This is a genomic window from Jannaschia sp. S6380 (assembly GCF_023015695.1).
Lineage (GTDB): Bacteria > Pseudomonadota > Alphaproteobacteria > Rhodobacterales > Rhodobacteraceae > Jannaschia.
Genome location: NZ_JALKAS010000002.1, coordinates 495,454 through 509,758 on the forward strand (window position 1 = coordinate 495,454; position 14,305 = coordinate 509,758).

Below are 14,305 nucleotides of genomic sequence, written 5' to 3' on the forward strand. Positions count from 1 at the left end.
CCTCGTCCCAACCCCTATATGGCCCCCGGGCGCCGAAGGGGAGGGTCCGTCGCGTCAGTAGTCGTGGATATGCTCGAGCGTGAGGCGGTTTTCGGCCAGATCGCGCAGATGCGACGCCAGATCGGGCACGAAGACGAGGTGGAGGTTGCGAAAATCGCCCCTTCCCTGTCGCGGAAGGCTGGTGATGATGCCCGGTCCTTCCGCCGGGACGCGCGAGATCGTTGTGAACAGGATGTCGTCGTTGCCCGCGATCTCGACGAAATCGGCACCCTGAAAGGCCAGTCCGGCCAGAATATCGGTCAGTTCGCGGTAGCGGGGCGTCTCGAGGACCAGCCCCTCCTCCCGCATCTCCAGCACCCGTACGCCGTCCCATTCCAGGGCCTTCGTCCGCGTGATGCCGTGCAGGATCAATCGCAGCGTCGGCGCATCCCCGCCGACACCGGCCACCGCGGCCTCGATCACCCGGGCGTAGCGCGCCTTGACCCCGTATTCGAGGCCCAGCGCCAGCCGCCGCTCGCGGTCGCGCAGGGTCGGATCGGGCCCGAGGGCGGCGTCGAGCGCAGCGACAGTGGCGCCGAAATCCCTTTCGTACCACGGCACCTGCTGCAGGAAGGTTGCGTACTCGGCCATCTGCGTCGCATCCGCCTCCTCGATCGGGCGGCGCGCTTCGGTCGTCGTGGCGGCCATCCGGCCCAGCGTCTCCTCGTAGAGGGCTTTCATCAGCATCTCGGCCGTGAAGCTGATACCGATGACATGCACGGTCTGCCGGCTGCCGCCATCCTCGGCCCCAAACGCATCGGCGCGTTCGGACAGGGCGCAGAAGGATGACCAGAACCCGCCGATCGCGGAGAAGAAGCCGTAATCATGCGGGTCACCATCCGCGATAACCCGGGCGTAGTCGTCATAGGCGTGCACGATGTGCCATTCGGGATAAGTCAGAAGCGTTCGCGCTTCGGCGCGCCGATGCTCGGGCGGCAGGATCGAGGCGGATTGCGGCACCGCCTCGCCCCGGCAGGCCAGCTCGACATAGGCCGAGGGCGCCAGCAGGGTCAGCACGACGACCAGAAGCACGACGAGCAGCCGCCGGGCCAGACGCAGCAGAAATTTCATGCGATGGCGGGCCGCTGTCGCAGTGACGCCAGGCCCGTCGCCAGCGCCACGCCCCCCAGGATCATGTGCGGCAGATTCGCAAGCCAGCGGAACAGGCCGAAATCCGCCCCAAGCGACGCGTTGAAGCAGATGGCGAGATCCAGATAGCCCCAGCCCGTCAGCATCCCCAGCGCCCCGTCCATCAGGTACAGGAACCCGAACGCGATCAGAAAGAACTCGGCCGCCTTGTGCGACCGCCAGGCGGCCCAGCCGGCCCAGAGCGCCGAGATCACGTGCAGCGCGTCGTCGAACGGATCGAGCGCGAAGATGCCGAAGGCCAGCCCCTCCGCATCCACGAGGCCCGGCACCGGCAGGTAGTTGATCGAGGCCACGGCCAGCAGGATGGCGGCATAGGCCCAGGCGAGCTTGCGTTGGAGGGTCATAGCGTTCCCACGTATCGGTCCCACAGGTTGTTGCGGAAGATCAGGTCCGGATCCATCGCCCGCTTGGCCGCCGCGAAGTCCGCCGCACGGGGATAGGCGCGGGCGAACTGGTCCGGCGTCGCGTGCGGACGGTAAGGCAGGTAGTAGCTGCCCCCGATGGCGAGGATCCCGTCGATCAGCTCGCGCGTCATCCGCGCCATGTCCGCTTCGGCGCGGGCCGACATCTCCTGGCTGAAGGACATGACGGTGGCGATGCGGGGCGTGGCGGCATAGCTGAGCCAGCTTTCGGCGTCGGTGTCGACGAAGCGCAACGTGACGTTCAGGAACTCCTGGAAGCTGCCGGGGATCACGTTGCGGCATAGGTCCAGATAGGCATCCCAGCTTTCGAAGGGTACGAAATATTCGTGCAGGATGTCGGTGCGCGTCGGATCGCGATCGTCCAGCGTGACGACGGGTTCGTTGACGAGGCTGTTCCGCGTCGTCTCGCCCCCGGCCACGCGGGGGCCGACATCCGCCTCCAGCCACCAGCGCAGCGCCTTCATCCGCTCTCGCCCCAGTTGCGCGCGGTATAGGTGCCGCGCCAACTTCGATACCGCGCCCGACCCGGCGGCGGGCGGCAGGTCGGCCTGATCCTCGGTCGCGCGATAGGTGATCAGAAGGGCGCGGTCGAAGAACCCGTCCCGCGCCACGTTGAGCCGGCCATAGGCCATCGGCACATCGCCCCCGTCCAGCGCCGCGCGGAAGGCGGTGGCGAAGTCCCCGGCCGGCATTTCGTCGAAGCGGGGGACGAGGCGCGCGTTCGGCACCGCCTCCACCTCCAGGTCGACGATCGCACCGGTCAGGCCGTAGCCGCCCATGCTCATGGCGAACAGATCGGCGTTCTCATCCCGCGAGGCCGTTACCAGATCGCCCGACGGCAGGACCAGCCGCAGCGACCGCACCGACGATCCCATCGGCCCGAACGGCGCGGGCCAGCCATGCGCGTTGACGCAGAAACAGGCGGCAACGCCGAAGTCGTGGTTCGACTGCATGATCTTCGGGCTGAACCCTTCCGCATCCAGCGCCGCGATCACTTGGGCCCAGCGCGCCCCGGAATGGACGCGGTAGGTGCCTGCGTCCCGGTCCAACTCCAGCGCGCCGTTGTCGGCAGTGATCGCGTGGCCGTACCGCGGGATGGACTGCCCACCCATCGAATGCCGCGCCGCCGAGACGCAGACGGGCCGTCCGGCTGCGCGCGCCTCGTTCATCTCGGCACGGATCAGGTCGACGAAAGCATCCCCCGTCGCGTCCGTCACCCTGTGGCGATGTATCGGCGTGGCTTGCAGCAGCGAGGCGTCGTTCAGCATGCCCTCCGGCGTGGCTTCCGGCAGACGGGTCAGGGCCGTCGCGTCCGGCAGCGCCGGCGACCAGGCATGTGCAGCGACAGCACCGATCACGGCACCCGTTCCCAGCAGCGCCGCGCGCCGCGTGATCCTGCCCATCGTCGTCCTCCACTCCGGCCTCGGTGGCATCATGCCGGGCGGGCGTGGCCCCGGACAGGGGGCTGTCGAAGTTGGCGCGTCATGTGTCGCATCCCGGTCGCGCCGATCGCGTCAGGGCCGGGCGATCATGGGCGTCGGATCGCCTCCGAGGGCGGGTAGCATCAGGGCGAGGCCGAGGCAGACGACCATCCAGAAGACGGGGATATGGGGCAGACTTTTCATGCCCCCATCCTGCCACAGGGGTCGCCCGGCGCGCGATAGCGGGGCGCTGTTATCCGGTGACATCGGCGCCGGCGGCGCCCTTTTCCAGCTCGAACGCGTCATGCAGCGCCTGCACCGCCAGTTCCATGTACTTGCGGTCGATCAGCACGCTGATCTTGATCTCGGACGTGGTGATGACCTTGATATTGATCCCCTCGGCCGAAAGCGCGCTGAACATCCGCGCGGCGACGCCCGCATGGCTTCGCATGCCGATGCCCACGACCGAGACCTTGCTGACGCCTTCGTCGGCGATCAGGTCGTGGAAGTTGATCTCCTCGCGGTCCATCGCGTCGCGCACGGCCTTCTCGGCCCGCGCGACGTGGTCGACCGGCAGGCTGAAGGTCATGTCGGTGCGGCCGTCCTCGGCGATGTTCTGGACGATCATGTCCACGTTCACGCCCGCTTCGGCCAGCGGCCCGAAGATGGCGGCCGAAACGCCAGGCCGGTCGGCGACCGAGATCAGCGTCATCTTGGCCTCGTCGCGCACGAAGGCGACCCCGGCGATCACGTTCGATTCCATGATGTCCTCCTCGTCGCAGACGAGCGTTCCCGCATCGTCGGACAGTTCCTCGAAACTCGACAGCACGCGCAGGCGCACCTTGTAGCGCATCGCCAGTTCCACCGACCGCGTCTGCAGCACCTTGGCGCCGAGCGAAGCCAGCTCCAGCATTTCCTCGAAGGCGATGCGGTCCAGCTTGCGGGCCTTCGACGTGATCCGCGGATCGGTCGTATAGACCCCGTCGACATCGGTGTAGATGTCGCAGCGCTCGGCGCCGAACGCGGCGGCGAAGGCCACGGCGGTGGTGTCCGATCCGCCGCGTCCCAGCGTGGTGATGCGCCCTTCGGGGCTGATGCCCTGGAATCCGGCGACCACCGCGACCTGCATGCCGCCTTCGAACCTGGCGTCGAAATTCGCGGTCGGGATCTCCTCGATCCGGGCGCTGGAATGGGCCGCGGAAGTGCGGACCGGCACCTGCCAGCCCTGCCAGCTCCGCGCCTCGATCCCGTTCTGCTGCAAGGTCAGCGCCAGCAATCCGGCGGTCACGTTCTCGCCCGAGGAGACCACCGCGTCGTATTCCCGCGCATCGTAGAGCGGCGAGGTCTCGTTCACCCAGCCCACCAGCTCGTTGGTCTTGCCCGACATGGCGCTGACCACGACGATCACGTCATAGCCGCGGGCGACCTCGACGCCCACGCGCTTGGCGACCCGGCGGATGCGATCCAGGTTCGCGACGGAGGTGCCGCCGAATTTCATCACGAGGCGGGGCATGGCGCGCTCCGGGGTGGTTGGCTTCGCGCCTGTTAGGGCAGGGGGGGCGCCGGGGCAAGGTCGGCGGGACGGGCCGCCATGATGCAGATCAAGGCCCTGCGCGCGGATGCGCGCCAGCATCGCGCGAATCGAAACCGATCCGCGAATGACCGCCATGTCCACGCCTTGGAACCCGAGCCCCGCGGACGCGGCGCCGCTGAACCTGTCCGACCTGGGTGACGTCCTGCGGGCGGGCTGGGCCGACTTTCGGCGCGCGCCGCGGTTCGGACTTTTCTTCGGTGCGATCTATGCGCTGGCGGGGCTGATCCTGCTGCAGCTCGGCGCGGGGCTGTTCACCTGGACGCTGACGCTGACGCTGGGTTTCCCGCTGCTGGCGCCGTTCCTGGCCGTCGGCCTCTACGAGGTCAGCCGGCGGCTGGACCGGGGCGCGCCGCTCGACTTCGCCGGCGTCCTGGGCGTCGTCTGGCAGGAGCGGACGCGGCAGATCCCCTGGGCCGGGGCGGTGATCCTTTTGTACTTTCTGTTCTGGAGCTTCGTGGCCCACATGCTGTTTGCATTGTTCATGGGGCCGACCGCGCTTCTGGGACCGCCGGGGGAACTGGGCGCCTATCTGTCGGGGCGCGGGCTGGCCATGCTCGTCGTGCAGATGACCTTCGGTGCGGCCTGCGCGTTCCTTCTATTCGCGCTGACGGCCATCAGCCTGCCGATGCTCTTGGACCGCGAGGTCGATTTCGTCACCGCCATGCTGGCCAGCCTACGCGTGACCCGCCGCAACCCGGGCGTGATGCTGGTTTGGGCCACGGTCATTGCGGTGCTGACGCTGGCGGCGATGGTGCCGTGGTTCCTGGGCCTGCCGATCGTGCTGCCGGTGCTGGGCCATGCCAGCTGGCACCTCTACCGCCGGGCGATCCCGCAGGCGTGATCGCGGATCACTCCACGGTCACCGACTTGGCTAGGTTCCGGGGCTGGTCGACATCGGTGCCCTTGTGGACCGCCGTGTGATAGGCCAGCAGCTGCGCCGGCACGGCATAGAGGATCGGCGCGAAGACCGGATCGACCGTCGGCAGGATGAGCACGTCCCAGACCCCGTCGGACGCCCGCTCCGCGCCCTCGGCATCGGTGACCAGCAGGACCTGTCCCTCGCGGGCCATGACCTCCTGCATGTTGCTGACGGTCTTGTCGAACAGGGCATCCATCGGCGCGAAGACGACCACCGGCAGCATCCGGTCGACCAGCGCGATCGGCCCGTGCTTCAACTCGCCCGAGGCATAGGCCTCGGCATGGATATAGCTGATCTCCTTGAGCTTCAGCGCCCCCTCATGCGCCATCGGGAACATCGTGCCGCGCCCCAGGAAGAGGATGTCTGTCGCCTCGGCCAGCCGGCCCGCCAGGTCCGCGCAACGCGCCTCGATGGCCAGGGTCTGGCTCAGCATGGCGGGCAGGCCGCGCAGGCCCGCGACCAGTTCCGCCTCGCGCGCGGGGTCGATCCGGCCGCGCTGAACCCCGGCGTGGATCGCCAGGGCCAGAAGGACGGCGAGCTGGTTCACGAAGGCCTTGGTCGAGGCCACGCCCACCTCCACCCCGGCATGGATCGGCAGGGCGACGTCGCTTTCGCGGGCGATGCTGCTCTCGGCGACGTTGACCACCGACAGGATCGCGCGCGCGCGTCCCCTGGCATAGCGCAGGGCGGCCAGGGTATCGGCCGTCTCGCCCGACTGGCTGACGAAAAGGGCTGTCGTGTCGGCGCCGATGGGCCCCTCGCGGTATCGGTACTCCGACGCGATATCGACCTCGACCGGCAGGCCGGCCAGTGCCTCGAACCAGTATTTCGCCACCGAACAGGCGATCTGCGCGGTGCCGCAGGCGACCATCTGGATCCGGTCGGTCGCGGCGAAATCGTAGGGCGCGGGCGGCGCGATCCGACCGTCCGCGACATAGGCGGCGATCACATCGGACAGGGTCTGCGGTTGCTCGTGGATTTCCTTGGCCATGAAATGCCGGTGGCCGGCCTTCTCGATGCGTTGCGCGTCGACCGCGATCCGCCGCATCTCGCGCTCCACCGGCTGCCCCGCCGCGTCGAAGATGCGCGCGCCCGCGCGGGTGACAACGGCGCGGTCCCCCTCCTCCAGATAGGTCAGGCGGTCGGTCAGGGGACCGAGCGCGATCGCATCGGAGCCGACATACATCTCGCTCCGTCCGTGACCCACGGCCAGCGGCGAGCCCGCACGCGCCGCCACGAGTAGGTCACCCTCCCCCTCGAACAGGAAGCACAGCGCATAGGCCCCGCGCAGGCGGTCGATCGTGGCGAAGGCGGCGTCCTGCGGGGTCATGCCCCCGTCCAGGAACCGCTCGCAGAGGCGCACGACGGTTTCGGTGTCGGTCTCGCTTTCCCACGGGCCGTCCAGTTCGGCCCGCAACGCGCGGAAGTTCTCGATGATGCCGTTGTGGACGACCGCCACGCGGCCGGCACGGTGCGGATGGGCGTTCGCCTCGGACGGGGCGCCATGCGTGGCCCAGCGGGTATGGCCGATGCCCGCCATCCCCGCCAGAGGATCATGCACCAGCAGGTCGGCCAGGTTCACGAGCTTGCCCACGGCCCGGCGCCGGTCCAGCCGCCCGTCGTTGACCGTGGCGATGCCCGCGCTGTCATAGCCGCGGTATTCCAGCCGCTTGAGCGCGTCGACCATGATCGGCGCCGCCTGGTGGTCGCCCAGTATTCCGATGATACCGCACATCAGTTCGTCTTCCTTGCCTTGGCCTCGCGCAGCTTGCGCATCAGGCGCAGGGCGAAGCCGTCCTTGTTGACCTGCTTGGACCGCCCGAGGCCCAGAGCCCCGTCGGGCACATCGCCGGTAATCACGCTTCCCGACCCCGTCATCGCATCGGCCCCGATCCGGACCGGGGCCACCAGCGCGGTGTTCGAGCCGATGAAGGCCCGCGCGCCCACGGTCGTGCGATGCTTGAACACCCCGTCGTAGTTGCAGGTGATCGTGCCAGCGCCGACATTGGCGCGCACGCCGATTTCCGCGTCGCCGATATAGGACAGGTGGTTGATCTTGGCACCCTGGCGCAGGGTCGCGGCCTTGACCTCGACGAAGTTGCCGACGCGCACGTCGCGGTCCAGCTCCGCCCCGGGGCGCAGGCGGGCATAGGGACCGACCACGCATCCCGCGGAGACATGGCACCCCTCCAGATGGCTGTACGCGCGGATCGTGGCGCCCGGATCGACGGTCACGCCGGGGCCGAAGACGACATGCGGCTCGACCACGACATCGCGGCCGATGACGGTGTCGAAGGCCAGGAACACGGTGTCCGGCGCCGTCAGCGTCACGCCGGCCTCCATCGCGTCCCGCCGCATGCGGGCCTGGAACGCGGCCTCGGCGGCAGCCAGGTCGGCGCGGGTGTTCACGCCCATGGTTTCGGCCTCGGGGCAGGTGACGACGCGGGCCGACAGGCGCGCGGCGCGGGCCAGTCCTACGATATCGGTCAGGTAGTACTCGCCGGCCGCGTTGTCGCATCCGACCTGGTCGATCAGCTCGAACAGAACCGACGCCCGTGCCGCGATCACGCCGGAATTGCACAGGCGCACGGCGAGTTCCGCCGCGGTCGCGTCCTTGGCCTCGACGATCCGCTCCAGCCGGTCGCCGTGTGCGATCAGGCGCCCATAGCGGCCAGGCTCCGCGGCCTCGAAGCCCAGGACGACGACGTCGGCGCCATCGGCACGGGCCGCGCGCATGGCTTCCAGCGTCTCGGGCCGGATGAAGGGCGTATCGCCATAAAGCACGATGACGTCGCCGTCGAACCCCTCCAGCGCCGCGCGGGCCTGCGCCACGGCATGGGCCGTGCCCTTCTGTTCGGTCTGGTGGACGACATCGGCCTTGGGGGCGTGGGCCTGCGCGGCCGCCTCGACCGCCGCCCCGCCATGACCCGCGACGATGACGCAACGGGCGGGGTCCATGCTGTGCCCCGTGCGAAGGGCATGCGCCAGCAACGGGGCATGCGCCACCCGGTGCAGCACCTTGGGCAGGTCGGATCGCATCCGGCTGCCCTGTCCGGCGGCCAGGACGATCAACGCGACGGGGGGTCGTTTGGACATCGAAGGTCTTTCCCTTGGTTGCCCGCCGTTCTACCCGAGGGGCCACATGCCGCAACCCGGCGACCCCCAAAAGGACGTCCACCATGAAACGTTGCGTGATCTTCGACCTCGACGGCACGCTGTGCGACACGTCGGGCGACCTGTTGGCGGCAGCGAACGCGGCCTTCGCGACGCTGGGCCGCGACGTCGCGCTCGATCCCCGTCGGGTCGAGGACCGGGCCACGGCCTTGCGCGGCGGGCGGGCGATGTTGCGGCTGGGCCTGTCGCGTCTGGGTCCGGTGGACGAGGCCGAGGTAGATTCCGGCTATCGCCCCCTGCTCGACGCCTACGACCGCGATATCGCCAAGCATACCGCGTTCTATCCCGGGGCGCTGGACGCGGTGCGCCGCCTGCGCGCGCGGGGCGACGCGGTGGGCATATGCACCAACAAGCCCGAGGCGCTGGCCGTCAAGCTGATGGCAGCGTTGGGCGTGGCGGACCTGTTCGACAGCCTGGTGGGCGCCGACACGCTGGCGGTTCGCAAGCCGCATCCCGAACACCTGATCCAAAGCGTGGCGCGTGCGGGTGGGGACATGTCCCGTGCCTGCCTGGTCGGCGATACCGAAACCGACCGCACCACGGCCCGCGCGGCCGGCGTCCCGTGCATCCTGGTGACCTTCGCGCCTCCGGGCCGCGCCGTGGCCGAACTGGAGCCCGAGGCGCTGCTTGACGACTACGCCGGGCTGGAAGGCGCGCTAGCCGCGATCGGCCTTCCCTAGTTGGCGTGCGGCGGGCATTGACCCGTGACCGGGGCCGGCCCTAGCTGGTCGAATGGAAACATTCACCAAGTCCTTCACCCGCCAGGAACCGATCCCTGAGGAGGCCATCGCCGCCGCCGTCGCGGTGATGCGGTCGGGCGCGCTGCATCGCTACGGCGCCGATCCCAGCCAGGTCTCCACGCTGGAGCGTGAATTCGCGGCCGCGACCGGCGCGAGGCATTGCCTGGCGGTCGCCTCGGGCGGCTATGCGATGGGGTGCGCCCTGCGCGCGCTGGGTGTGGGGCCCGGCGATGCCGTGCTGACCAACGGGTGGACCCTGGCGCCCGTGCCGGGGGCGATCGCGGCCGTCGGCGCCCGCCCCGTGCTGGTCGAGGTGACGGAGGATTTGGTCATCGACCTGGACGACCTCGCGGGCAAGGCCCACCGCGCGCGCGTCCTTCTGTTGTCGCATATGCGTGGCCACCTGGCCGACATGGACCGCCTGATGCGGATCTGCGAGGACGCGGGCGTCACCGTGATCGAGGATTGCGCCCACACCATGGGGGCATCCTGGGACGGCGTCGCCTCGGGGCGCTGGGGGGCGATCGGCTGCTATTCGACGCAGACCTACAAGCACATCAATTCGGGCGAAGGCGGGCTGATCGTGACCGACGATGCCGACCTGGCCGCGAAGATGACCCTGCTGTCGGGATGCTACATGCTCTATGCGCGCAACGGGACCGCCCCGCCCGAGGAGGTCTTCGCCCGCCACGAGGGTGCGATGCCGAACGTGTCGGGCCGCATGGACGAGTTGCGCGCCGCGATCCTGCGCCCGCAGGTGGCCGATCTGCCGCGCCAGGCGGAGCGGTGGAACGTCCTGTATCGCGCCCTTGAAACGGGGTTCCGAAACATTCCGGGCCTTTCCGTGATCGAGCGGCCCCGTGCCGAGCGATATGTCGGATCGTCCATCCAGTTTCTGGCCGACGATCCGGACCGGGTGCCGGAATTTCTGGCAGGCTGTGCCGCGCGCGGCGTTGAATTCAAGTGGTTCGGGGCGGAATCCGCCCAGGGGTTCACATCGGCCCATCGTCACTGGACCTATGTCGAACCTCAGGACCTGCGGCGAACGGACGCGGTTCTCTCGCGCCTTCTGGACCTCCGTATCCCCTTGACTTTCGATACGAATGACTGCGCCGCCATCGTTCGCATCGCCCATGCCGAGTCGCTCACGGCGTTTGTTACGTTATAAGCGATAATCGGCTTTAGGCGCAGAAATATGAATTATCCTCTCCTTCGGTTTTCGCTTATCAGCCGGGTCAGCCGAAGGGCCTCCGGGCGGTCATGCCGCCGGATCATCCTTACCGAGAGGAATTATTCCATGAAGACGATCACGTCCCTCACGGCCGCTCTGGCGCTGACTGTCGCGCTGCCGGCCTTTGCCCAGGATACGGTGACGGGTGTCTCGCGTCTCGACGATCGCATCGACGACATCACCGAAGCCGCGCAGGACGACCTGGACCGGGGCTTCGACGACGAGCGCTTCGGTCCGAACGGCGTCGTGCAAGGTATTCGTGGCTCGGCCGCGCTGACCGCGTCGGGCACGACCGGCAATACCGATACGGCCGATCTGACCTTCGCCGGACGCCTGACCTATGGCCAGGGCAACTGGAATCACCTGTTCGGTTTCGCCGGCGAGTATGGCGAGGATGACGGCGAGCAGAACGAGGAGAAGTTCTTCGCCATCTACGAGGGCAGCCGCTACTTCACCCCGCAGCTCTACGCGTTCGGAACCGGCCGTTTTGAGTATGACGGCTTCGCGACCAACGAGCGCGACGCCTTCGCGGGCGGGGGCCTGGGTTACCGCATCCTCAACAGCGACCAGGTCGCCTGGCGCGTCCAGGCCGGCCCCGGCATCCGCTACATCGAGGATCAGAACGGCGATTCCGAGACCGAGGGCGCCGGCATCGCGTCGTCGCGCTTCTACTACGGGTTCACCGACACCGTCTCGCTGACCAACGACACCGACATCCTGTCCTCGGACAACGATACCGTCGTGACCAATGATTTCGGCGTGAACTTCAAGGTGACCGACACGCTGTCGACGCGGGTCAGCTATCGCACCGACTACACTTCCGATCCGCTGCCCGGTCTGGAATCGACCGACAACACGATCGGCCTGTCGCTGGTCGTGGGCTTCTGAAGAAGGCCGGATAGCCGGGCCGCGCGATCGGTCCGGACACCTTTCGGGGGCGGCGCGTGCCGCCCCTTTTTCTTGCGGCCTAGTTGAGCGTCACGCGCGTGGCATCCTCGCGGGCCCCGCGGTCGGCGGACCGGTTCCGGCGCCGCCGCTTCTCGGCGGCTTTCAACCGTTCGTTCTCCTCGCGCAGGCGGCGGGCTTCTTCTGCGGGATTCATCTCGCTCTCAGCCAGGTCGATCCGCGCCCGGCTCCAGGTCCGTCGGTGGTCGATGACCGCGCGGCGCAGATCGCCGGGCGAATAGGCATGCGGCATGTTCAGATCCAGCGCCTCGGCGATCAGTTCCGAGCAGAACCACTTGTCGCGGGCCTGGCGGCGGAAATTGAAGAGATGTGTCCAGATGAAGGCCTGCAGGTCGTAGGGCCGGCCGACATGGCGCAGCGCGCGGTTCCAGGTGTTCTTCGGTGCGAAGGGGATATGCACAAACCGCCATTTTCCCGGATCGAAGGTGATCGCCTTGACCCGAACCCCGCCATCCATCAGCGACGCGCCGATGCAGCGATGCGTCTCGCCGTCCCGCGGGCGGCGATCGCAGCGGATCAGCTCGCAATGGGCGAAGCGCGACCGGGTGGCCCAGACGATGACGGTGTCCATCATCCGGCCCTTCCCGCCATGAAACGCGATGTAGTATTCAGACATGACGAACCCCCGCTTCCCCAGACTTGACGTAGGGGTCAACCTTGCGGTCTCGACCGGCGCCGCGCAAGTCGGGGTTTCCGCAGGTGCCCGGCGATGCCAAACTGGACGTGGGCTCATGCCGGCGCTATGAAATGAACAAGCGTTCAATTCTCTGGGAGGGGATTCGGGGATGTTCACCGCGACCATGCAGTTCGATCTGGACGACGATGCGAACGCGCTGCGCGAGATGGTGCACCGCTGGGCGCAGGAGCGCATCAAGCCGATGGCCGCCGAGATCGACGCGACCAACACCTTCCCGCCCGAACTCTGGACCGAGATGGGGGAACTTGGCCTTCTGGGCATCACTGTGCCGGAGGAGGATGGCGGTGCCGGGATGGGCTATCTCGACCATGTCATCGCGGTGGAGGAGATTGCCCGCGCCTCGGCCTCCGTCTCGCTCAGCTACGGCGCGCACAGCAATCTGTGCGTCAACCAGATCGCGCTGAACGGCACGGCCGAGCAGAAGGCGAAGTACCTGCCGGGCCTGATTTCCGGCGAACATGTCGGCGCCCTCGCCATGTCCGAAGCGGGGGCCGGATCGGACGTCGTGTCGATGAAGCTGCGCGCCGAGAAGCGGAACGACCGCTTCATCCTGAACGGCACCAAGTACTGGATCACCAACGGCCCCGACGCGACGACGCTGGTCGTCTATGCCAAGACCGACCCCGAGGCCGGGTCGAAGGGCATCACCGCCTTCCTGATCGAGAAGTCGATGGCGGGATTCTCGAGCAGCCCGCATTTCGACAAGCTGGGCATGCGCGGGTCCAACACCGCCGAGCTAGTCTTCGAGGATGTCGAGGTGCCGTTCGAGAACGTGCTGGGAGAGGAAGGCGGCGGCGTCCGCGTTCTGATGTCGGGCCTCGATTACGAACGCGTCGTGCTCTCGGGCATCGGCACGGGGATCATGGCCGCCTGCCTGGACGAGGTCATGCCCTACCTGGCCGAGCGCAAGCAGTTCGGAAAGCCCATCGGGTCGTTTCAGCTGATGCAGGGCAAGATCGCCGACATGTACACCGCGATGAACAGCGCGCGCGCCTATGTCTACGAGGTCGCCAAGGCCTGTGACCGGGGGCAGGTCACCCGCCAGGACGCTGCGGCCTGCGTTCTCTACGCCTCCGAACAGGCGATGGTGCAGGCCCACCAGGCCGTGCAGGCCATGGGCGGCGCGGGCTTCATGAACGACACGCCCGTGAGCCGCCTCTTCCGCGACGCCAAGTTGATGGAGATCGGCGCCGGGACGAGCGAAGTCCGCCGGATGCTGGTCGGACGGGAGTTGATGGGGGCGATGGGGTGAGGGTGGCCGCGTTCCTCCTCGTCGTGCTGGCCAACGGGGCGGCCGCGGATCCGCGACTGAGTCCGGGGTTCGAACTTTGCCACCTGGAGGATGTCGCCGCCGCCGCGACGGCGGTCGAGCAGGCCTTGATCGACCAGGCCGAATGCGACGGTGACATGGCCTGCATTATGGAACGCGCGACGGCCGGCGGTATCGACCGGATGGATTGCGCCTCGGAGGAGCTGATGCGCTGCGATGCACGCGCGGATGCGCCGGATTGCTTCGCCGCGGTCGGCGATGCCCTGTCGAAGCGGGTCGCGCGCAGGGCCGAGGCATTGGATGTGGAACGGTACATCGCCTTGGCGGGGTCGCTTTCCGAGCCAGAGCGGGGCCAGATGGTCGGCGCGCTCCAATCGCTGATGAACCCCCTGCCGACCGATTGCGGCCTCGTGCCGCCATTGGAGACATCCGCCGGAACGCTGGACGCTGCGCGCAGTTGCACGCTTATCGCGCGATTGCAGTGGCATGCGACGCTGATTTCGGCCGAGGCGCATCTGTATCGGCTGGATGCGGCAACCCATTGACCGACACGACGGGAGACGTGAAATGGCGAGCGAGACCGTCACGACGGAGCGAGCGGAACCTCGGACGAAAGAGCGGGCGCTGAAAGTCGGGCGGTTCGCGCCGGTCCGGACGAGGACGGAGCACGCTATGGCAGGGTC

The 14,305-nt window shown here is 68.1% G+C and carries 13 protein-coding genes; 6 read left to right on the plus strand and 7 right to left on the minus strand.

Translation table 11 applies throughout. The features are described from left to right. Window positions 1-54: 54 nt before the first annotated feature. The 4 genes from MWU52_RS15450 to MWU52_RS15465 all read right to left on the minus strand — a co-directional run bounded on the left by MWU52_RS15450 (window position 55) and on the right by MWU52_RS15465 (window position 4,544). Entirely contained in the window at window positions 55-1,110 is a 1,056-nt protein-coding gene (locus MWU52_RS15450) for a hypothetical protein (RefSeq protein WP_246953829.1), read from the minus strand. Beyond that, on the minus strand, window positions 1,107-1,532 hold the full coding sequence (locus MWU52_RS15455; protein ID WP_246953831.1) for a hypothetical protein: 426 nt from the start codon (window positions 1,530-1,532) through the stop codon (window positions 1,107-1,109). Before MWU52_RS15455 ends, MWU52_RS15450 begins: the two co-directional genes overlap by 4 nt. After that, window positions 1,529-3,013: an FAD-binding oxidoreductase gene (locus tag MWU52_RS15460; protein WP_246953833.1), complete on the minus strand. Its 1,485-nt coding sequence runs from the start codon at window positions 3,011-3,013 to the stop codon at window positions 1,529-1,531. The genes MWU52_RS15455 and MWU52_RS15460 overlap by 4 nt, the downstream gene beginning before the upstream one ends. 271 nt (window positions 3,014-3,284) lie before the next feature. Next, window positions 3,285-4,544: an aspartate kinase gene (locus MWU52_RS15465; protein WP_246953835.1), complete on the minus strand. Its 1,260-nt coding sequence runs from the start codon at window positions 4,542-4,544 to the stop codon at window positions 3,285-3,287. Between the two features lie 154 nt (window positions 4,545-4,698). Here MWU52_RS15465 and MWU52_RS15470 point away from each other — a divergent pair, with 154 nt between their 5' ends. After that, a complete protein-coding gene (locus MWU52_RS15470; protein WP_246953837.1) occupies window positions 4,699-5,466 on the plus strand; it encodes a DUF2189 domain-containing protein in 768 nt (255 codons plus the stop codon). Window positions 5,467-5,473: 7 nt separating this feature from the next. On the opposite strand, the gene glmS is transcribed toward MWU52_RS15470, so the two are convergent. Both glmS and glmU read right to left on the minus strand, forming a co-directional pair. Next, window positions 5,474-7,279: a glutamine--fructose-6-phosphate transaminase (isomerizing) gene (gene glmS / locus MWU52_RS15475; RefSeq protein WP_246953839.1), complete on the minus strand. Its 1,806-nt coding sequence runs from the start codon at window positions 7,277-7,279 to the stop codon at window positions 5,474-5,476. Continuing rightward, window positions 7,279-8,640 (minus strand): bifunctional UDP-N-acetylglucosamine diphosphorylase/glucosamine-1-phosphate N-acetyltransferase GlmU, encoded by a 1,362-nt coding sequence (gene glmU / locus MWU52_RS15480; protein WP_246953841.1) that lies wholly within the window; start codon window positions 8,638-8,640, stop codon window positions 7,279-7,281. Before glmU ends, glmS begins: the two co-directional genes overlap by 1 nt. Window positions 8,641-8,723: 83 nt before the next feature. Here glmU and MWU52_RS15485 point away from each other — a divergent pair, with 83 nt between their 5' ends. The 3 genes from MWU52_RS15485 to MWU52_RS15495 all read left to right on the plus strand — a co-directional run bounded on the left by MWU52_RS15485 (window position 8,724) and on the right by MWU52_RS15495 (window position 11,577). Beyond that, a complete protein-coding gene (locus MWU52_RS15485) occupies window positions 8,724-9,398 on the plus strand; it encodes an HAD family hydrolase (protein ID WP_246953843.1) in 675 nt (224 codons plus the stop codon). A 52-nt stretch (window positions 9,399-9,450) separates the two neighbouring features. After that, window positions 9,451-10,626 (plus strand): DegT/DnrJ/EryC1/StrS family aminotransferase, encoded by a 1,176-nt coding sequence (locus tag MWU52_RS15490; protein WP_246953845.1) that lies wholly within the window; start codon window positions 9,451-9,453, stop codon window positions 10,624-10,626. Between the two features lie 129 nt (window positions 10,627-10,755). Continuing rightward, on the plus strand, window positions 10,756-11,577 hold the full coding sequence (locus tag MWU52_RS15495; RefSeq protein ID WP_246953847.1) for a DUF481 domain-containing protein: 822 nt from the start codon (window positions 10,756-10,758) through the stop codon (window positions 11,575-11,577). 79 nt (window positions 11,578-11,656) lie between these two features. Here the strand turns inward: MWU52_RS15495 and MWU52_RS15500 are convergent, their stop codons facing one another. After that, entirely contained in the window at window positions 11,657-12,271 is a 615-nt protein-coding gene (locus MWU52_RS15500) for a hypothetical protein (protein ID WP_246953849.1), read from the minus strand. A 169-nt stretch (window positions 12,272-12,440) separates the two neighbouring features. Here MWU52_RS15500 and MWU52_RS15505 point away from each other — a divergent pair, with 169 nt between their 5' ends. Next, complete coding sequence (locus MWU52_RS15505; RefSeq protein ID WP_281494149.1) at window positions 12,441-13,604, plus strand: isovaleryl-CoA dehydrogenase; 1,164 nt, start codon at window positions 12,441-12,443, stop codon at window positions 13,602-13,604. Window positions 13,605-13,606: 2 nt separating this feature from the next. Next, window positions 13,607-14,167, plus strand: coding sequence for a hypothetical protein (locus tag MWU52_RS15510; RefSeq protein WP_246953851.1), 561 nt, complete (start codon window positions 13,607-13,609; stop codon window positions 14,165-14,167). The last annotated feature ends 138 nt before the right edge of the window (window positions 14,168-14,305 follow it).